Origin of the sequence: Streptomyces sp. CA-251387, assembly GCF_050936625.1 — a bacterium.
In the GTDB taxonomy this organism is placed as follows: Bacteria; Actinomycetota; Actinomycetes; order Streptomycetales; family Streptomycetaceae; genus Streptomyces.
Window position 1 is genome coordinate 5,885,151 of the sequence record NZ_JBNJMJ010000001.1, and the last position, 18,951, is coordinate 5,904,101.

At 70.1% G+C, this 18,951-nt stretch carries 16 protein-coding genes and 2 pseudogenes; 6 read left to right on the forward strand and 12 right to left on the reverse strand.

What is annotated here, in order from left to right; translation table 11 throughout:
- The first annotated feature begins 29 nt into the window (after nt 1–29).
- The 3 genes from ACQEV2_RS26475 (at nt 30) to ACQEV2_RS26485 (ending at nt 3,689) form a co-directional block, all read left to right on the forward strand.
- The gene (locus tag ACQEV2_RS26475; RefSeq protein ID WP_433046359.1) at nt 30–1,427 is read left to right on the forward strand and encodes a metallophosphoesterase; all 1,398 of its coding nucleotides are present in this window, start codon (nt 30–32) and stop codon (nt 1,425–1,427) included.
- Nucleotides 1,428–1,629: 202 nt separating this feature from the next.
- Complete coding sequence (locus ACQEV2_RS26480; protein ID WP_433046362.1) at nt 1,630–3,186, forward strand: ABC transporter substrate-binding protein; 1,557 nt, start codon at nt 1,630–1,632, stop codon at nt 3,184–3,186.
- Nucleotides 3,187–3,281: 95 nt separating this feature from the next.
- Nucleotides 3,282–3,689, forward strand: coding sequence for an ATP-binding protein (locus ACQEV2_RS26485; RefSeq protein ID WP_433046365.1), 408 nt, complete (start codon nt 3,282–3,284; stop codon nt 3,687–3,689).
- On the opposite strand, the gene ACQEV2_RS26490 is transcribed toward ACQEV2_RS26485, so the two are convergent.
- Both ACQEV2_RS26490 and ACQEV2_RS26495 read right to left on the reverse strand, forming a co-directional pair.
- Nucleotides 3,675–5,219, reverse strand: coding sequence for an ATP-binding protein (locus ACQEV2_RS26490; RefSeq protein ID WP_433046368.1), 1,545 nt, complete (start codon nt 5,217–5,219; stop codon nt 3,675–3,677). The two genes, ACQEV2_RS26485 and ACQEV2_RS26490, sit on opposite strands and share 15 nt — an antisense overlap.
- Entirely contained in the window at nt 5,216–5,905 is a 690-nt protein-coding gene (locus tag ACQEV2_RS26495) for a response regulator transcription factor (protein ID WP_433046371.1), read from the reverse strand. Before ACQEV2_RS26495 ends, ACQEV2_RS26490 begins: the two co-directional genes overlap by 4 nt.
- A gap of 164 nt (nt 5,906–6,069) precedes the next feature.
- Here ACQEV2_RS26495 and ACQEV2_RS26500 point away from each other — a divergent pair, with 164 nt between their 5' ends.
- Nucleotides 6,070–8,499 (forward strand): MMPL family transporter, encoded by a 2,430-nt coding sequence (locus tag ACQEV2_RS26500; RefSeq protein ID WP_433054773.1) that lies wholly within the window; start codon nt 6,070–6,072, stop codon nt 8,497–8,499.
- A gap of 68 nt (nt 8,500–8,567) precedes the next feature.
- On the opposite strand, the gene ACQEV2_RS26505 is transcribed toward ACQEV2_RS26500, so the two are convergent.
- From ACQEV2_RS26505 to ACQEV2_RS26550, 10 genes and pseudogenes are all read right to left on the reverse strand, one after another.
- Nucleotides 8,568–9,350, reverse strand: a complete 783-nt coding sequence (locus ACQEV2_RS26505) for a TetR family transcriptional regulator (protein ID WP_433046374.1) — start codon at nt 9,348–9,350, stop codon at nt 8,568–8,570.
- A 37-nt stretch (nt 9,351–9,387) separates the two neighbouring features.
- Nucleotides 9,388–10,404: a trypsin-like serine peptidase gene (locus ACQEV2_RS26510; RefSeq protein WP_433046377.1), complete on the reverse strand. Its 1,017-nt coding sequence runs from the start codon at nt 10,402–10,404 to the stop codon at nt 9,388–9,390.
- A gap of 190 nt (nt 10,405–10,594) precedes the next feature.
- A pseudogene (locus tag ACQEV2_RS26515) lies at nt 10,595–11,131 on the reverse strand (thiol-disulfide oxidoreductase DCC family protein).
- Between the two features lie 13 nt (nt 11,132–11,144).
- Nucleotides 11,145–11,552: a hypothetical protein gene (locus ACQEV2_RS26520; RefSeq protein WP_433046380.1), complete on the reverse strand. Its 408-nt coding sequence runs from the start codon at nt 11,550–11,552 to the stop codon at nt 11,145–11,147.
- A 98-nt stretch (nt 11,553–11,650) separates the two neighbouring features.
- Nucleotides 11,651–12,061 (reverse strand): VOC family protein, encoded by a 411-nt coding sequence (locus ACQEV2_RS26525; RefSeq protein ID WP_433046383.1) that lies wholly within the window; start codon nt 12,059–12,061, stop codon nt 11,651–11,653.
- 230 nt (nt 12,062–12,291) lie between these two features.
- The gene (locus ACQEV2_RS26530) at nt 12,292–13,053 is read right to left on the reverse strand and encodes a succinate dehydrogenase iron-sulfur subunit (RefSeq protein WP_398820700.1); all 762 of its coding nucleotides are present in this window, start codon (nt 13,051–13,053) and stop codon (nt 12,292–12,294) included.
- Nucleotides 13,053–14,807: a succinate dehydrogenase flavoprotein subunit gene (gene sdhA / locus ACQEV2_RS26535; RefSeq protein WP_433046388.1), complete on the reverse strand. Its 1,755-nt coding sequence runs from the start codon at nt 14,805–14,807 to the stop codon at nt 13,053–13,055. Before sdhA ends, ACQEV2_RS26530 begins: the two co-directional genes overlap by 1 nt.
- 22 nt (nt 14,808–14,829) lie before the next feature.
- Complete coding sequence (locus tag ACQEV2_RS26540; protein WP_433046391.1) at nt 14,830–15,324, reverse strand: succinate dehydrogenase hydrophobic membrane anchor subunit; 495 nt, start codon at nt 15,322–15,324, stop codon at nt 14,830–14,832.
- A gap of 8 nt (nt 15,325–15,332) precedes the next feature.
- Nucleotides 15,333–15,676: pseudogene (sdhC, locus tag ACQEV2_RS26545) on the reverse strand (succinate dehydrogenase, cytochrome b556 subunit).
- Between the two features lie 202 nt (nt 15,677–15,878).
- Complete coding sequence (locus tag ACQEV2_RS26550) at nt 15,879–16,475, reverse strand: 2-oxo-4-hydroxy-4-carboxy-5-ureidoimidazoline decarboxylase (protein ID WP_433046394.1); 597 nt, start codon at nt 16,473–16,475, stop codon at nt 15,879–15,881.
- Nucleotides 16,476–16,630: 155 nt separating this feature from the next.
- Here ACQEV2_RS26550 and ACQEV2_RS26555 point away from each other — a divergent pair, with 155 nt between their 5' ends.
- Nucleotides 16,631–18,304 carry a beta-N-acetylhexosaminidase gene (locus ACQEV2_RS26555; protein ID WP_433046397.1) on the forward strand — a complete coding sequence of 558 codons (1,674 nt, stop codon included), beginning with the start codon at nt 16,631–16,633 and terminating at the stop codon, nt 18,302–18,304.
- An 88-nt stretch (nt 18,305–18,392) separates the two neighbouring features.
- Nucleotides 18,393–18,890: a hypothetical protein gene (locus ACQEV2_RS26560; protein ID WP_433046400.1), complete on the forward strand. Its 498-nt coding sequence runs from the start codon at nt 18,393–18,395 to the stop codon at nt 18,888–18,890.
- The last annotated feature ends 61 nt before the right edge of the window (nt 18,891–18,951 follow it).

Here is an 18,951-nt window from a genome sequence, read left to right on the forward strand (position 1 = left end):
TCGGCACGCAAAGGAAAGGGAACGTCGGCGTGGTCATCGTCTTCGCGCTTGTCGCACTGCTCGTGCTGTCCGCCCTGGTGGCGGGCAACTGGTTCGTGTGGCGCCGCCTCTTCCGCGACACGACCCGCGGACCCGGGTTCGTGCGCCGCGCGGGCGCGGTGGTGATCGCCGGCGGCTGGGCGCTGACGGTCGGTGCCCTCGTCGCCGAACGCGCGGGTGCGCCCTTCCTGCTCCAGCAGATCCTGGCCTGGCCGGGCTTCCTGTGGCTGGCCCTGTCGATATACCTGCTGCTGGGAGTGGTGGCGGGTGAACTCGTACGACCACTGCTGCGGCGGTGGGTCGAGCGGCGGGCGCGCGCCGAGGAAGCCGTACGGGAACCGGAGCCGGTGCCGGCGGGAGTGACGGCGGCCGCATCCCCTGCCGTGTCCCCCGCCACAGCGCCTGCCACGACGTCCGGCACCAAGGCGGCCGAGAACCAGACGCTCCCGTCCGCCTCCGGCCCCTCCACCGCCCTCACGACCGACCCGCCGCCGGCGTCCGAGACCGACCCGGCCCCGGTCCTCACCCCGGAGCCCACCGACCCGTCACGCCCGCTCGCCACCCCCACCCGCCGCCTCTTCGTCTCCCGGGTCGTCGCCGGTGCCGCCGCGGCGGCCGCCGTCGGCACCGTCGGCTACGGCACGTACGGCGTGCTGCGCGGCCCGAAGGTGAAGCGGGTCACCGTCCCGCTGGCCAAGCTCCCGCGCGCGGCGCACGGTTACCGGATCGCGGTCGTCAGCGACATCCACCTGGGCCCGGTCCTGGGGCGGGGCTTCGCCCAGAAGGTCGTCGACACGATCAACGGCACCCAGCCCGATCTCATCGCGGTGGTCGGCGACCTGGTGGACGGCAGCGTGAAGGACCTCGGCCCGGCGGCCGCCCCGCTGGCCCAACTGAGGGCCCGGCACGGCGCGTTCTTCGTCACCGGCAACCACGAGTACTTCTCGGGGGCCGAGCAGTGGGTCGAGGAGGTACGCCGTCTGGGCCTGCGCCCCCTGGAGAACGCCCGTACCGAGCTGCCCCACTTCGACCTGGCCGGTGTCAACGACGTCGCGGGCGAGGGCGAGGGTCAGGGCCCCGACTTCGCCAAGGCCCTCGGTGACCGGGACAGAGCACGCGCGTGCGTGCTCCTCGCCCACCAGCCGGTCCAGATCCACGACGCCGTCGACCACGGCGTCGACCTCCAGCTCTCCGGCCACACCCACGGCGGCCAGATGTGGCCCGGCAACCTCGTGGCGGAGATGGCGAACCCGACCCTGGCCGGCCTGGAGCACTACGGCGACACCCAGCTGTACGTCAGCCGGGGCGCGGGCGCCTGGGGTCCGCCGACGCGCGTGGGTGCCCCGTCCGACGTCACGGTGATCGAGCTGGCGTCCCGTCAGGCCTGACGGGCGACGGCCTGTCCGTCCACTCTGTGAACAGCCTGTGAAATCCGCTGGAAACGCCCGTAGGTAAGTTCTTTCCCATGTCACCAGAATCCCCTTCCCCCTGGTGAAACCCGTGTGATTAGGTGTGCGCGCCACTAAGGGGAGTGGCGTAAATCCATTGCTCATGCGGGGGCCCGTCGAGGGCCTGGGGAGAGGCACACCCATGCGTTCTGTTCGCATGCGGATTCTCGCGACGCTGCTCGCGCTGGCGGCCGTGGGAGTGGGCGGCTGGCAGTTGCTGCCGTCGCAGGAGGACCAGGGCGGGACCATCGCGGTCGGTACGACGGACGCGGTCACGTCGCTCGACCCGGCCGGCGCTTATGACGCCGGGTCCTGGGCGCTGTTCAACAACGTCTTCCAGTCGTTGCTGACCTTCGAGCCGGGCGGCACCACACCCGTGCCGGACGCAGCCGAGAGTTGCGCGTTCGTCGGCAGCGAACTGACCACCTACCGCTGCGAACTGCGCGAAGGCCTCACGTTCCCGAGCGGGCGCGTCATGACCGCACAGGACGTCAAGTACTCCTTCGACCGGGTCAAGCGGATCAAGTCGGACGTCGGCCCGTCCGCCGTGCTGGACACGCTCGGCTCGGTGAGCGCGAGCGGCCGTACGGTCACCTTTCATCTGTCGTCGCCCGACGCCACGTTCCCGCTGAAGGTGGCCACCGGGGCGGGTGCCATCGTCGACCGCGAGAAGTATCCGGCGGGCGCGCTGCGCAGTGACAACGGTGTCGATGGCACCGGCCCGTACACCCTGACCGCGTACACGAAGGACAAGAAGGCCGTCCTCGCCCCCAATACGCGCTACACGGGCGCCCTCAAGGGCACCGGCCGTCCCGTCGAACTGCGCTACTACGCGGATGCCGACGCCCTCGACGCCGCCTGGAAGGCGAAGCAGGTCGACGTCGCCACCCGCACGCTGCCGCCCCGGGTCCTCGCCGGCCTGAACGCCGCCGACCCGGACCAGCGCGTCTCCGAGGCGGACAGCTCCGAGATCCGCAACCTGTACTTCAACACCCGCGCGGGTTCACCGCTGCACGACGTCCGGGTCCGGCAGGCCATGGCCTGGCTGATCGACCGCGAGCGGCTGGCGGCCACGGTGTACAAGGGCACCGTCGACCCGCTGTACTCGCTGATCCCGACCGGCATCACCGGCCACACCACGTCGTTCTTCGACACCTATCCCGAGCTCAGCACCGCCAAGGCGCGCGCCCTGCTCGACGAGGCCGGCGTCAGCCTGCCCGTCCGCTTCACCTACGGCTACGCCACCGGCCGTGGCGCCGCCGCCGAGGAGGCCGCGGAGATCAAGCGGCAACTGGAGGCGACCGGCCTGTTCAAGGTGACGGTCAAGGGCTACGAGTGGACCGACTTCCAGAAGCGCTGGGCGGGCGGCAAGCTCGACGCCTACGCCGTCGGCTGGGTCGCCGACTTCCCCGACCCGGACACCTACGGCAGCCCCCTCGTCGGCACCGACGGCACCATGCACACCGGCTACAGCAACAAGAGCGTCGACCGGCAGATCACGGCGAGCCAGCAGTACGCCGACCGCAGCGAGGCCGTACGGGACCTCCGCTCGGTGCAGGAGACCGTGGCCCGCGACGTCCCGGTCATTCCGCTGTGGCAGGCCAAGGAGTACGTGGTCACCAGCGAGGACGTCGGCGGCGGTCAGTATCTGTCGGACGGCACCGGTGTCTTCCGGCTCTGGCGCCTCTCCTGGATCTGACGCGATCTCGCTGCCTTGACATCCCCCTGCTGATGCCAGGGGGGCACTCCGCGCTGCATCCTGTGACGAAGGTGTGCGCCGGGTGAGGAGCAAACGTGGTGAGACGCAACGTCTTTCGGCTGCCCCGGCACCCGGCGTCCGTCGGCCTCGCCCGGCGCCGGGCCCGGGACCACCTGGCCGACTGGGGGCACGGGCCACGGGATCCGGCGCTGGAGGACGCGGTGCTGCTCGTCTCGGAGCTGGCCACCAATGTGGTACGCCACGGCCCGCTCGTTGAGCGGGAGTTCGAGGTCGCCGTGACCGCGCTCGCCGACGGTTCCTGCCTGATCGAGGTGTCGGACGAGGGCCGGCTCGAGCCCCGCTCACGGGTGGTGGAGGAGTGGGAGGAGGCCGGCCGCGGCCTGCACCTGGTGGAGAACCTGGCCGCGGCGTGGGGGGTGTGGAGCCGGGGACGGCACGGGCAGACGGTATGGGCGCTTGTCGCTCCGCTAGGAGTGCCGTGACGCTCCGGGTGGGTGGGATTCTCCGGGTTCGCGGTGCGGGCCGTACGGGGCTGGACGCGCGGTTCCCCGCGCCCCTGGGGTCGGCAGCGTCACCGTCACCCGCAAGCCCTCACCTGGCGCCGTCCGCACGCTGACCTCGCCGCCGTGCGCCTCCACCACCCCCTGCACGATCGCCATCCCCAGACCGCTGCCCGCACCCCCGCCGGCCCGGAAGAACCGGTCGAAGACGCGTGCCGCGTCCTCCGCGCACAGCCCCGGCCCCTTGTCCTCGACACACAGCCGTACGACCCCGTCGGCCCGCTCCACCCCCAGCCGCACCGGCACATCCGCGGGCGTGTGCGTGCGGACGTTGCTGAGCAGGTTGCCCAGCACCTGGCGCAGCCCCGACTCGTCGGCGCGCACCAGCAGGGTGCCGTCGGCGTCGACCGTGAGAGGCCGTTCCGGCTGCTGTACCCGCAGGTCCTCGGCGGCGTCGCGCACGAGTCGGCTCAAGTCGACGTTGCGGAAGCGCAGTTCGGGCTGCTGGTCGAGGCGGGCGAGGGTGAGCAGCTCGTCGACGAGGCGGCCCATGCGGTCGACCTCGCCGTTCATCCGGTCCCAGGCGCGCTTGCGCTCGGCCGGCTCGACCAGCATCCCCTTGTCGTACAGCTGGAGGTACCCGCGTATCGCGGACAGCGGGGTGCGCAGCTCGTGGGAGGCGTCGCCGACGAAGCGGCGGAGCTGGGCCGCGCTGCGCTCGCGGGTGCGGTACGCCGACTCCACTTGGTGGAGCATCGAGTTGAGGGCGACCCGGAGCTGTTCGACCTCCAGGGTGGCCTCTCGGCTGGAGGGGACGCGCCGGGTCAGATCGCCCTCGGCGATCGCGGACGAGGTCTCCACCATGTCCTCCAGCGGCTGCATCCGGCGGCGCACGCTGAACATCGTCAGACAGCCGAGCAGCGCCAGCAGCAGGGTGCCGACGGCCAGGTCCATCCTGAGCGCCTTGCCCATGCCCTCGTGCAGACCCTCGGTCGGTACGGCGATCAGCACGACGGTGCCGTCCGACAACCGCGCGCCGGTCAGCCGATGGCGCTCACCGTCGACCCGTACGTCCCGCGGGTCCTCGTCGGCGGCGAGGGCGACCGGGTCCTTCGCGGCGGCGGCGAGCGCGTGCTGGCGGGGTGTCGGCTTCAGCGGGCCCAGGGCCACCGGCCGCCCGGCGGAGTCGACCGCGACGTACACCATGGTCGGGCTGGGCAGCGGATCGGTGTCCGTGGCCCCGTCGCCGGTGAACTTGTCCAGCGCGATGCCCAGTTCGCTCAGGGACTCGATCTGCTGAAGGGTGAACCCGGCGTTCCGCAAGGTGGTGCGCGCGTTCATCAGCTCGGTGTCGACCTTGCCGAGCAGGTAGAAACGCGCGGTCATCAGGCTGACCGCGGTGGCGACGGCGATGCCGACGGCCAGCAGCGCCACGTTCGCCAGCGTCAGCTTGCCGCGCAGCGAGTGGATGCCGCGCCGGCGGCGGACGTCGAAGACCCCGGGGATCCTCATGCCAGCCCGTATCCGACGCCCCGCCGTGTGGTGATCACCGGCGGTCCCAGGGCGTCCAGCTTGCGCCGCAGATAGCTGATGTAGGTCTCGACGACGGTCGACTCGGGCGGGGTGTGCTCGTACTGCCAGACGTGGCGCAGGAGTTGCTCCTTGGGCACGATCCGGCCGCCGTTGCGCACCAGGAAGCGCAGCAACGCGTACTCGGTGGGGGTGAGTTCGACGGTCCGGCCCGCGCGGTGCACCGAGTACGTCGTCTCGTCCAGTTCCAGGTCGCCGTATCTGAGCGGCGGTCGCTGCGGCAGGACGTCGGCCGGCCGGGTGCGGCGCAGCACCGCCGTGATGCGGGCGACGACCTCGTCGATGTTGAACGGCTTGGTGATGTAGTCGTCGCCGAAGCCGAGCGCGCCGACGATCTCGGCGGGCGAGTCGCGTGCGGTGAGGAAGACGAGTGCCAGGCCGGGCCGCCGCTCGCGCAGTTCACGCCCGAGGGCGCGGCCGTCGCCGTCCGGGAGCATGACGTCGAGCAGCGCCACGTCGGGCCGGGTGCGCTCGGCGAGGGCGAGCGCCTCGCGGACCGTGCCCGCGATCATTACCTCGAAACGGTGGTAGCGCAGGGCGATCGCGAGGACGTCCGCGATGCTCTCCTCGTCCTCCACGACCAGCACGGTGCCAGAAGCCGTCGTCATGCCCCCAGTATCGGCGGGGCCACTGACAGTCGGGCGGTTGGTCGCTTTGGAGTTCCTTGAGAGTCATGGCCCTCGCCTGCCACGCGCGCCTGCCGCCGCCAATGCTGTTGCCCAGGACCTGGGGGACCGACCGAACCGAATAAGGAGCGTTGAGCGTGGCGGCATTGGCACGGTGGTGCTATCGGCACCGGCTGGTGGTCCTGTTGCTGTGGTTGGGGGCACTGTTCGGCCTGGGCGCGGCGAGTTCGGCCGCGGGCACGAACTACGCGAACGTCTTCTCCCTCCCGAACACGGACTCCACGACCGCGTACGACCTGATGGAGAAGGCCTTCCCGGAGCGTGCCGGCGACACCGACACGGTGGTGTGGAAGGTGGACGACGGTTCCGTACGGGACGAGTCCGTACGGTCCCGGATCGAGCCCGCGCTCGAGGAGATCGGGCGGATGAAGGGGGTCGGTGAGGTCACCGACCCGTACGCGGCCCAGTCAGCCGCGCAGATCAGTCGGGACGGGCGGATCGCGTACGCCCAGATCACCTTCACCGAGCAGGCGAACGCCGTCCCCATGGAGCTGATCGAGGACGTCGTCGACACGGCGCAGGCCGCCGAACGCGACGGACTCCAGGTCGAGCTGGGCGGCCAGGCGATCGCCCGCACCCAGGAGCCGCCGCAGGGCATCGCGGAGGCGGTCGGCATCCTCGCGGCGGCGGTCGTGCTGTTCCTGGCCTTCGGTTCGCTCTTCGCGATGCTGCTGCCGATCGTCGTGGCGATCGCGGGCGTCGGCACCGGCATGATCGCGACGATGCTGATGAGCCACGTCACCGACGTGCCCGAAGTGGCCCCGCTGCTCGGCTCGTTGATCGGCCTCGGTGTCGGCATCGACTACGCCCTGTTCATCGTCACCCGGCACCGGCGCGGCATCCTGCGCGGGATGAAGCCGGAGGAGGCGGCGGTGACGGCCCTCAACACCTCCGGTCGCGCCGTGCTGTTCGCGGGCGGCACGGTGTGCATCGCGCTCGCCGGAATGCTGGTGATGAACATGCGGTTCCTGGACGGCGTGGTCGTCGCGACCTCGCTCACCGTCGTCCTGAGCGTGCTGGCCGCGGTCACCCTGCTGCCCGCCCTCCTCGGACTGCTCGGCATGCGGGTGCTCAGCCGCCGGCAGCGGCGCAAGCTGGCCGCGGCGGGACCGGAGCCGGAGGAGGCGAGCGGACTCGCGGCGCGCTGGTCGTCGTACGTCCAAAAGCGCCCGCGTCCGGTAGCCGCGCTGGCCGTCGTAGTCATGGCGGTCCTCGCGATCCCCGTGCTGTCGCTCCGACTCGGCGCCACCGACCAGGGCAACCACCAGGAGTCCACCACGACCCGGCAGGCCTACGACCTGCTGGCCGAGGGCTTCGGCCCGGGCTTCAACGGCCCGCTCCAGGTGGTCGTCGAGGGTGATGCCCCCGCCGGCCTGGTCGACGGCATCCGCTCGACCGAGGGCGTCGCCCAAGTGGCCGCCCTCCCGCCCGCGAACGGCGTCACGGTCATCCAGGTCGTACCGGACACATCGCCCCAGTCCGAGCAGACGGACCAGCTGATCGACCGGCTGCGCGACGACGTGATCCCGCAGTCCGGGGCCGAGGCCCACGTCGGCGGGGTGACGGCGGTCTTCAAGGACTTCGCATCGGTCACCGGCGAGCGCCTGCCGTACTTCGTCGCGACGATCATCGCGCTCGGCTTCCTGCTCCTGCTGGTGGCCTTCCGCTCGCTGGTGGTGCCGCTGACGGCCGCCCTGATGAACCTCATCGCGGCCGCCGCGTCCTTCGGCGTCCTGGTGGCGATCTTCCAGTGGGGCTGGGGCACCGAGCTCATCGGCGTCGGCAAGGAAGGACCGATCACGTCGTTCCTGCCGGTCATCATGCTGTCCCTGCTGTTCGGCCTCTCCATGGACTACCAGGTGTTCCTGGTGAGCCGGATGCACGAGGAGTGGGTCCACACGAAGGACAACGCGCGCGCGGTCCGCGTCGGCCTCGCGGAGACCAGCCGGGTCATCAACTCCGCCGCCCTGATCATGATCTGCGTGTTCAGCGCGTTCGTGCTGAGCGGCGACATGGAGGGCGCGATGGCGGGCATCGGCCTCGCGGCCGCCGTCGCCCTGGACGCCTTCATCCTGCGGACGGCCCTGGTGCCGGCCGCGATGCACATGCTCGGCAAGGCGAACTGGTGGCTGCCGGACTGGCTGGAGAAGCGGATGCCGCATCTGGCCGTCGAGCCGAAGGAGGAGGCGGCGGTGGCCGAGGAGGAGCCGGTACGGGCGGGCAGGGCCTCGGTCGTGCACGGCTTCGTCCGCACCGCCGACGGTGAGCCGGTCGACGGCGCGGCGGTGACGCTGCTGACGAAGGGCGGGCGCCAGTTGGACCGGGTGACGTCCCTGGCCGACGGCTCGTACATCGTCTCGGTGCCGGCGCCGGGGACGTATCTGCTGGCGACGACCGCCGAGTCGTACGGGTCCCGGGCGGGCCAGGTGGTCGTGGCGGACGGGCCGCTGGTGTACGACGTGGAGCTGGCCGAGGGCGAGCTGGACGCCGCCCCACGCGGGGGCGTCGTCAACTGACCTTCAGTGAGCGGGTGTCAGGGGCGCTCGTCCTCGGCGGGCGCTCCCTGGCCGTCGGCGGGCAGCCCTTAGGGCCTGTCGTCGGCCTTCCCGTTCGCCTTCTCCTTCGCCGGATCCGGCAGCGCGTTCGTCATCCCCGGCAGGAAGTCGGTGAACAGCTCGTGCACCTCGCGCACCAAGGGCCTGAGCACCCGGAAACGCGCCAGCGAGACACCCCGCGCGGTCAGCCGGGCACCTCGCTCGGCCAGCCGGTAGCTGCGCTCGCGGCCCTCGGTGCGGTCGAAGATCCAGTACAGGACGAGCCCCATCTGCGCGAGCCACATCAACTCGGGCAGTACGTCCCGCAGCTCTTCGGGCACCTTGGTCTTCGTCGCGCCCGCCAGCACCTGCCGATGGACGCTGATGGCCTCCACGCGCGCGTGCTCCGACTCGGGGGAGAAGGGGCTGAGCGGGCTGTCGGGATCGGCGGCGTTCTTGAAGAACTGCACCGCGAACTCGTGGTACGGCGTGGCGATGTCCAGCCACACCTTCAGGACGCCCCCGAGCCGCGCCTCAAGGTCGGTCTCCCGGGCCAGGACCTCCCGGACCGCCGCCTGGTGCTCGGCGGCGATCCGGTCGTAGAAGCCCTGGATCAGGTGTTCCTTGCCCTCGAAGTAGTAGTACGCGTTGCCGACGGAGACCCCGGCCTCCTGGGCGATCGCCCGCATCGTCGTCTTGTCGTAGCCCCGCTCCTGGAACAGCCGCATGGCGGTCTCCAGGATCAGCGCACGAGTCTGCTCCGACTTGGCGCGGGTCTGCTCGGACTTGCTGGGCGCGTCGCCCTGTTCAGGGCTTTCGTTCTTCGAGGGCACGGAACGAGAGCCTAACGAGTGGTGTTTCGGCCCGCCGTCAGGAGGCCTGTGCCGTCTGGTAGAGGTTCTGGGCGTCGGCGCCGAAGTACGGGCCGTACATCCGGTTCGGCAGGAAGTTGTACTTGAAGCTGTTCACCGAGGACAGCAGGCCGGTGCCGGTGGACTCGTTGAACTTGGTGAACCAGGGGCCGCCGCTGGAGCCGCCGGTCATGTTGCAGTTCATGCCGTGGTCGTTCGACAGCAGGAAGTCCCGGCTGGTGTTGCCGCTGCAGTAGATGAACTTCTCGCCGTCGTACGGGGCGGCGGCCGGGAAGCCGAACGAGTACATGGGCAGGTTGTAGCCGGTGTTGAAGGCCAGCCCCTGACCGCCGACGACGTCCGTCAGCAGCTTGCCGCCCAGCGGGGCCACGACCGCGGCGCCGACGTCGTAGTTGATGTCCTCGCTCGCCGTCCACTGCGGCGTGGACAGCGTCTTCGACGCGGTCCAGCGGCCGTACGGGGCCTGCCCGTCGTGGTAGCCGGGCACGAAGACCCAGTTGGTGTGCCAGGCGCCCTCCAGCTTCACACAGTGGCCCGCCGTGATGACGGTGCTCTTGTTGGCGCTGGTGACGGCGTTGCCGGAACAGGACGCCGTACGGCCCTGGTAGGTGAAGAACACCCGGCCCGCCGTGGACACGACCGCACCGCCGCCGGTCCATTGGCCGCCGCTGTTGGGGAAGGCCAGCAGGCCGATGTCGGCGGCGGCCTTGCCGACGGCCGCGGCCGGAGCGCTGGGCGCGACGGTGGTCGCCTTGCCCTTGAGGGGTGCCGAGCCGCCGTCGTAGTGGCCGTTGACGCTCACCAGGTCGAGCGGGGTCGCCCCGCGCATCCGGTCCGGCGTCCAGAAGTCACGGGCCTGTTTCTGCGCGCCGGCCGAGACCGAGCTGACGCCGGTGGAGCTGTCGGACCTCGGCGCGGCGCTTGCGGGGGTGGCCAGGGCGCCGGCGGTGAGCAGCGCGGTGACGCCGACCAGGGCGCCGACCACGGGGCGGGGTATGCGGGTTATGCCTCTCACGCGTACTCCTTCTGCGATGGGGGGACCGGGCGACCGGGTGGGCCGCCCGGCTGACAGACAGTCGGTCGAGAGCGGAGTGGAGAACCGGGAGGCAGCGTGCCAACCCGCAGACGGTTTTGGAAGAGCGCATGCCAAAACCGAGTCCGAAAGCGGGCTGTTCAGGATGGATTGAGCTCCTTTGGGCCGGGCCTCACTGCGTCGTGCAGGTACCGCCGTCGCAGCCCGGCGGGCTGTACGTCCAGCCCCGACTCGGGTCGTACGACCACCCGTCCGCGCGTCGCTAGACCTGCCCGCCCCATTGCCCGCCGCCCCGCCGCGCCCCACCCTGCTGCGCCCCGCGCCACTTGGCGGCGGCGAGCACGGCCCCCTTGGCGAGCCGTGCCCCCGAGGGAGTGCTGAGGCGATGCGCGAGCGGCCGGTGCTCGCGCAGGGCCCACAGGGTGACGATCCAGGCGGCGGGACCCCGGTAGATCTGCCCGGCGTCGCCGACGACGGTGATCTCGTCGAGCGTGGCGCCGTGGTCGAGGCCGGGATAGCGCCGCCGGGCCTCGTCGGACCCGGCCGGCACCAGCTCCAGCGGAACCAGTTGCGGCTGTTTCACGAGCCAGTCGCGCAGGAAGGAGCACAGGGAGCAGCTGGCGTCGTAGAGGACGGTCAGCCGGCGGACCGGGGCGGCGGGCCCGGCGCTCGGTGCGTGGGGCCCGCCGGCCGCGGCGGCATCCGTCATGCCGGCCACTCGGTCACGCCCCGGCCGACGGAGCGGCCCAGCCCTGCGGAGCGACCGGAGGCACCTGCTCGCGCTCCATCACCCCGCGCCGGCGGATCTTGTTGAGCACGTAGACGTTGGCCAGATGCATCACGCCGAGCACCAGGAGGACCACGCCGAGCTTGGTCGACAGGGCCTCGAAGATGCCGCGCGTGTCGACGATGGTGTCGTCGTCGCTCAGGTACAGCGCGACGAAGCCGAGGTTGACGAGGTAGAAGCCGACCACCAGAAGGTGGTTCACGGCGTCGGCGAGCTTCTCGTTCCCGCGCAGCACGTCGGCGAGGAAGATCCGCCCGTTGCGGCTGAGTGTGCGGGCCACCCAGACGGTCAGGGCGATGCTGACGACCAGGTAGATGACGTAGGCGATGACCGTGCGGTCCATGGCCTCCCCCTTCTTGAACGCGTTCAAAACGCTGACGAGGAAGACTCTAGACCTGGCTTTGAACGTGTTCAACTCAATGGGGTGAGGCCTCCGTCACGTCATGACCTGCGTGCCAGTTCCGGCCGCTTGGTGTAGTCCGTGAGCCCGATGACGTTCCCCCAGGGGTCGGCGATCTCGACGGTCCAGCCGGTGGCCCCGGAGAAGGGCGCGTCGAGCGGGGCGATGCCCGCGTCTCCCAGCGCCCGCGCCGCCGCTCGCGCGTCCGGCACCTCCAGCCACACCCGCGGATAGGGCCAGGGGGGCGGCCGGTGCCCCAGCGCCTCCTCGTGCCGCAGCAGGATCCCGGGCGTCTCGCCCCCGACCTTCAGCAGCGCGATCCCGGCCTCGTCGAGTCGGAACCCGACCGCGAACCCGGCGTGTTCGTAGAACCGGACGGCCTCGCCGAGGTCGCCGACCGGCAGCAGCACGTTGTCGAACCCGAGCAGCTCGTACGACTCATCATCTGACATACCGTCAGAGTAAGGGGATGATCGGCCGGAAACGGTGATTGTCGGTGGTGGCTCGTAGGGCGACGGTCAGCGTGCCGTTCGCCGTGTCCGTCGTCCAGCCACCGCCTGCCGTGACCGGGCTCCGCCCTTTCAGTGACAGGCCTTGAGAAACGGGCGAGGGCCCCGCCCCCGGTACCGACCCGGGAGACGGGGCCCTCACAGCCGTACGGAACGCCGCACCGGCAACGGTCTCAGAAGCGGCGCGTGATCAGTGCCTTCTTCACCTCGGCGATCGCCTTCGTGACCTCGATGCCGCGCGGGCAGGCGTCCGTGCAGTTGAAGGTCGTGCGGCAGCGCCAGACGCCGTCCTTGTCGTTGAGGATCTCCAGGCGCTGTTCGCCCGCCTCGTCACGGCTGTCGAAGATGAAGCGGTGGGCGTTGACGATGGCCGCCGGACCGAAGTACTGGCCGTCGTTCCAGAAGACCGGGCACGAGGACGTGCACGCGGCGCAGAGGATGCACTTCGTCGTGTCGTCGAAGCGCTCGCGGTCCTCCGCCGACTGCAGCCGCTCACGCGTGGGCTCGTTCGTGTCCTTCGTGATGAGGAAGGGCATGACGTCCCGGTACGCCTGGAAGAACGGCTCCATGTCCACGACCAGGTCCTTCAGGACCGTGAGGCCCTTTATGGGCTCGACCGTGATCGGCTTCTCGGGGTTGATGTCCTTGATGAGGGTCTTGCAGGCAAGGCGGTTCTTGCCGTTGATCCTCATCGCGTCCGAGCCGCAGATGCCGTGGGCGCAGGAGCGGCGGAAGGTCAGCGTGCCGTCCAGGTCCCACTTGATCTTGTGGAGGCCGTCGAGGACGCGCTCCTTCGGGTCGATCTCCAGCTGGAAGTCTTCCCAGGTCGCCTCCGCCGAGACCTCCGGGTTGAAGCGGCGGACCCGGAAGGTGACCGTGATGTACGGGGACGCGGCGGACTCGGCCTCCACCTTGTCCATAACGGGGGTTGCCATCAGTACTTACGCTCCATCGGCTGGTAGCGGGTCTGGACGACCGGCTTGTAGTCGAGACGGACGGACTCGGTGCCGTCGTCGCCCACCTCGCGGTACGCCATGGTGTGGCGCATGAAGTTGACGTCGTCGCGGTTCGGGTAGTCCTCGCGGTAGTGACCGCCGCGGGACTCCTTGCGGGCCAGCGCGGACACGGCCATGACCTCGGCCAGGTCGAGCAGGTTGCCCAGCTCGATGGCCTCCAGCAGGTCGGTGTTGAACCGCTTGCCCTTGTCCTGGATCGAGACGTTCTTGTAGCGCTCGCGCAGCTCCGCGATCTTCTCGACCGCCGTCTTGATCGTCTGCTCCGTGCGGAACACCATGACGTTCGCGTCCATGGTCTCCTGCAGCTCCTTGCGGAGCGTCGCCACCCGCTCGGTGCCGGTGGAGGAGCGCAGCCGCTCCACCTGGTCGATCACGAACTCGGCCGGGTTCTCCGGCAGCTCGACGAAGTCCGCCTTCTGGCTGTACTCCGCCGCCGCGATGCCGGCCCGCTTGCCGAACACGTTGATGTCCAGGAGCGAGTTCGTGCCCAGACGGTTGGCGCCGTGCACCGACACACAGGCGACCTCGCCGGCCGCGTACAGGCCGGGGACGACGGTGGTGTTGTCGGCCAGGACCTCACCCTCGACGTTCGTCGGGATGCCGCCCATCGCGTAGTGCGCGGTGGGCTGGATCGGGATCGGGTCCGTGTACGGCTCGATACCGAGGTAGGTCCGCGCGAACTCCGTGATGTCCGGGAGCTTGGCGTCCAGCTGCTCCGGCGGGAGGTGCGTCAGGTCCAGGTAGACGTGGTCGCCCTCGGGGCCACAGCCGCGGCCCTCGCGGATCTCCGTGTAGATGGAGCGGGACACGACGTCACGGGACGCGAGGTCCTTCATGACCGGCGCGTACTTCTCCATGAAGCGCTCGCCGTCCTTGTTGCGGAGGATGCCGCCCTCACCACGGGCGCCCTCCGTCAGCAGGATGCCCATGCGCCAGATGCCGGTCGGGTGGAACTGGAAGAACTCCATGTCCTCCAGCGGCAGACCCCGGCGGTACACGGCCGCCTGGCCGTCGCCCGTCAGCGTGTGCGCGTTCGACGTCACCTTGAAGAACTTGCCGCAGCCACCGGAGGCGTAGATGACGGCCTTCGCCTGGAAGACGTGGATCTCGCCGGTCGCCAGCTCGTACGCCACGACGCCCGCCGACTTCTTGACGCCGTCGACCTCGGTGATCAGCTGGTCCAGGACGTAGAACTCGTTGAAGAACTCCACGCCCTCCTTGACGCAGTTCTGGTACAGCGTCTGGAGGATCATGTGGCCGGTGCGGTCGGCCGCGTAGCAGGAGCGGCGGACGGGCGCCTCACCGTGGTTACGGGAGTGGCCGCCGAATCGCCGCTGGTCGATCGTGCCGTTCGGGGTGCGGTTGAACGGCAGGCCCATCTTCTCCAGGTCGAGGACGGAGTCGATGGCCTCCTTCGCCAGGATCTCGGCGGCGTCCTGGTCGACCAGGTAGTCACCGCCCTTGACCGTGTCGAAGGTGTGCCACTCCCAGTTGTCCTCCTCCACGTTGGCCAGCGCGGCGGCCATACCGCCCTGCGCGGCGCCCGTGTGGGAGCGGGTGGGGTAGAGCTTGGTCAGCACGGCGGTGCGGCTGCGCTTCGTGGACTCGATGGCCGCGCGCATGCCCGCGCCACCGGCGCCGACGATGACGGTGTCGTACTTGTGGATCTTCATGGTGGTTGCCTCAGCCCCGTGCCTAGCGGATGTTCGGGTCGAAGGTGAAGATCACCAGCGTGCCCAGCAGGATGGTGAACACCGTGGCGGTGTAGAGCAGGCCCTTCAGCCACAGCCGGGTGTTCGCGCGCTCCGCGTAGTCGTTGATGACCGTGCGCAGGCCGTTGGCCCCGTGCAGCATCGCCAGCCACAGCATCAGCAGGTCCCAGACCTGCCAGAACGGGGACGCCCAGCGGCCCGCGACGAACGCGAAGCCGATCTTGGAGACACCGCCGTCCAGCACGAGCTGGATCAGCAGGTGGCCGATGACCAGGACGACCAGCACGATGCCGGACAGGCGCATGAACAGCCAGGCGGCCATCTCGAAGTTGCCCCGCGTGGACTTCGGGGTCTTCTTGGTGCGCTTGCGCGGCGCCTCGATGTAGGGGGCCGGGTTGTCGACGTTGTAGAGGGACTCGCCCTCGACGGGGCCGATACCGGTGGCGGTCTTCTCAGTGGTGACTGTGTTGTTTGACATCGTGCGCGTCAGCTCCCGAACAGTTCACGAGCGGCGTGGCCGAGAACGGGGTAGATCGCCCCGAGCATCAGCACGAGCCACAGGCCGACGACGGACCAGAGCATCTGCTTCTGGTAGCGCGGGCCCTTCGACCAGAAGTCGACGGCGATGACGCGCAGGCCGTTGAGCGCGTGGAAGAGGATGGCGGCGACGAGGCCGTACTCCAGCAGCGCGACGATCGGCGTCTTGTACGTGGCTACGACCTTGTCGTAGTCCTCGGGGAGACACGGACGAGAGCAGTGTCCAGCACGTGAACGAACAGGAAGAAGAAAATGAGGACGCCGGTGACTCGGTGAGCCACCCAGGACCACATTCCTTCCCGGCCGCGGTACAGCGTTCCAGCCGGCACGGAAGTTCCTCCGGGAGCGGGGATTGGGGCCAGCCGGCTTGTGCTGTCGGTCGGGCCCGGCCGGGTACGGTCCACCGGCCCCCAGCATCGTAGCCATGCGCTGCCGCTGGGCTGAGCGGGGGGCTGGCGGTGTGATCAAACTGGCACGCGGATGGGTGATTGGCGGCTATTGGGGCGAGATATCTGGTTTATTGCCGTGTGCGGCGCCGTTGTGGCTTGTCGCGCGGTTCCCCGCGCCCCTCAGGGCGCGCACCAGACGTCCCTTTGCCAGGCGCCGGAGTTCGTCTGCCGTCAGTACTCGTTCGTCGTCCGGATCGTTTGCCAATCGAGACCGGATGGCGTGCAGTACATGGTCCAGGGCCTCTGCCGGTGGCAGATCGTCGAGGCAGATGACGAATGCGTGTCCGAACTTGGCCTCGTATGCGGCATTTGCTGCGTTGAGCGCCGTATGGGCTGCTCCGTAGATCCCCTCCGGCAGTACTGGCAACGTTTCGCCTGCCAGCGCCTCCGCCAGATCAGCCGGTGCCAGGTCGTACGCCGCCTCGTCCGACGCCGCCAGCAGGGAGTCGACGTCGGGGTACGGGCGGTGGCCCGCGATGCGGTCGGCCCAGCGGGGGCTGCGCAGGCAGGTGAGCAGCGTGCGACGGATCTCGCCGGCGGGGGCGGTGTTGAAGGACTCCAGCGCGTTCGGGGACGGTGGAGTGCGGGTCTGCTCGGGGAGCGACGGTATGGCGACTCGGCCAGGAAGGTGTGTGGGCGTCACGTGGGTTTCGGCAGGGGATTTTGGGAGAGGAGTGGTGCCACGTTATCGAGAGTGGACGTGACGTGTCCGACGGATGCCCGAATTTCAGTCGAACGGGAGAGTTTCGGAACGTGTGGTGGACGCCTGATGGAGCGCACAGGGCCTAGGTTGGCGGCGTGAGCCAGCACAAGCACAGGCGCCGGTCACCGGCGAAGAGCGCGCTGACGCAGACGTGGGTGCTGATCGTCGCGGTGGTCGTCGTGACGGTCGCGGCCGGAGTGAGCCTCGGGCTCCTGGCCACCGGCGACGACGGAGGGGCCGGAGAGTCGCAGCAGGGGCGTACGGCCCCGGGTACCTCCGCGCCCGCCTCGCCCTCCGACTCGAAGGGGGCGACCCGTCCGAGTCCGTCGCCCACCCGGTCGTATCCGCTCTCCAAAGCCCCCCGGACCATCCCCGCCGTGGGTTCCCACACCGCCGCCCGGGGGCCCGGCTGGCGTCCCGCGCGCCGGGAGCGGGTCGTCGTGAGCGACGCCGGGCTCGCCGACGAGGGGCGGCTCCTCGCGGGTGAGCTGGGGCTGACGTACGCCGGTGAGAAGGAGGACGTGCGTGCCGGGGACGTGCGGCTGGCCCTGAAGGGCGGGCAGGGCGCGGGTGCGGAGTCGTACACCATGACCGTGCGCCAGGGCCGCGTGGAGATCAGCGGGCCGGGTGAGGCGGGGGTCTTCTACGGGACCCGGACGCTCAAGCAGGAGGTGCACGGCGGGGGTACGGCGCCGGAGGGCGTCGTGCGCGACGCGCCGGCCAAGCCGGTGCGCGGGTTCATGCTCGACATCGCCCGCAAGCACTTCACCGCGGACTGGATCGAGGACCGGGTGCGGGAGCTGGGTGACCTGAAGTTCAACCAGCTCGGGCTGCATTTCTCCGACGACCAGGGATTCCGTATCGAGTCCGACTCGCACCCCGAGATCGTGTCCCGGCAGCACCTCACCAAGGCCCAGGTCAGGAAGATCATCCGGCTGGCGGCCGCCCGGCACATCACCGTGGTGCCCGAGATCGACTCGCCCGGGCACCTGGGCGCGGTCATCGCCGCGCACCCCGAGCTGCAGCTGCGGAACGTGTCGGGTGTCGCCACGCGCGGCGCGATCGACATCTCCAACCCCGAGTCCGCGAAGATCGTCGACGATCTGCTCAATGAGTACGCCGGTCTCTTCCCCGGCGGCCAGTGGCATCTCGGCGGCGACGAGTACCAGGCGCTGACCGTGTCCAACCCCGAGCTGACCTACCCGCAGCTCGCCGCCGCCGCGCGGAAGGCCTACGGCGCCTCGGGAACCGTCGCCGACCTGACCACCAAGTGGCTCAACGACCGCGCCGCCACGGTCCGCGCCCACGACCGGGTGCCCCGCGCCTGGAACGACGGGTTCTTCCGGAACACGTCCGTCCAGCCGGACAAGGACATCCAGGTGGCGTACTGGACGGGCAAGGAGATCGGCGCGCGGGTGCCGGTGCAGTATCTGAGCGCGGGGCGCCGGCTGATCAACTACAACGACGAGTTCCTCTACTACGTGCTGGGGCAGCCGCAGACCTTCGTCTATCCGACGGGGCAGCGGATCTACGAGCAGTGGACGCCGCGGGTGGTGCGGGGAACGGTGGCCGTGTCGGCTGCGTACGACGACCAGATCCTGGGCGGGTCCTTCGCGGTGTGGTGCGATTTCTCGAACGCGCAGACCCAGGCCCAGGTCGCCGCAGGCATCCGGATGCCGCTCAGGGCGACGGTGCAGAAGCTGTGGGACGCGAGGCGGCCGGCGCTGTCCTGGGCGGAGTTCCGCAGGCTCGCCGACCGGCTGAGCTGAGCTGCGGATTGGACCGTACGGCTGCGGACATCCGTACGACTGTGGAAAATTCGGCCCCAGCCGAACCGAACAGCCAGGGGGAACCGGGATGGGCTACTGGGGGTACTTCGTCGTGGGCCGCGGGGAGCGGCCGCTGGCGGAGCTGGACGCGCTGTCGGGTGTCGAGGGCCTGGCCCTGCGCGAGCGGACGCCGGGCGGCTGGCAGGTGTGGGAGTACCCGAGCGGGGAGGGGGACGTCGGGAACATGAACGACCTGGCCCGCGAGACCGGGGCGCCCGCGCTGTTCGGGTACGTCATGGACAGTGACTGCGTGGTCGTGGAGGCCGCGGCGCCGGAGAGCGGGGCGTGGACGACGTGCCTGGGGCGGGCCGCGATGGCCGGGTACCTCGGCGAGGACGGGCTCACGGTCGAGGACTACTTCCTCGAACCCGCTGACGCCGCCGAGCGGGCCGTCGCCTGGGCCGCCGAGGCCGGGCACGAGGTGAACGCCGAGCCGCTCGCCGACGTACTCACCGCTGAAGCGGACCCTTTGGCCGAAAACCTCTTCTTCCGGCTGCTCGACCGGCTGGGCGTGGTTCCCCTGTGACACTCAGGGGCCGTCGCACGCAGTAAGGGGAAGTGCGGGCTCCGTTAGGGAAGGAGCCTGC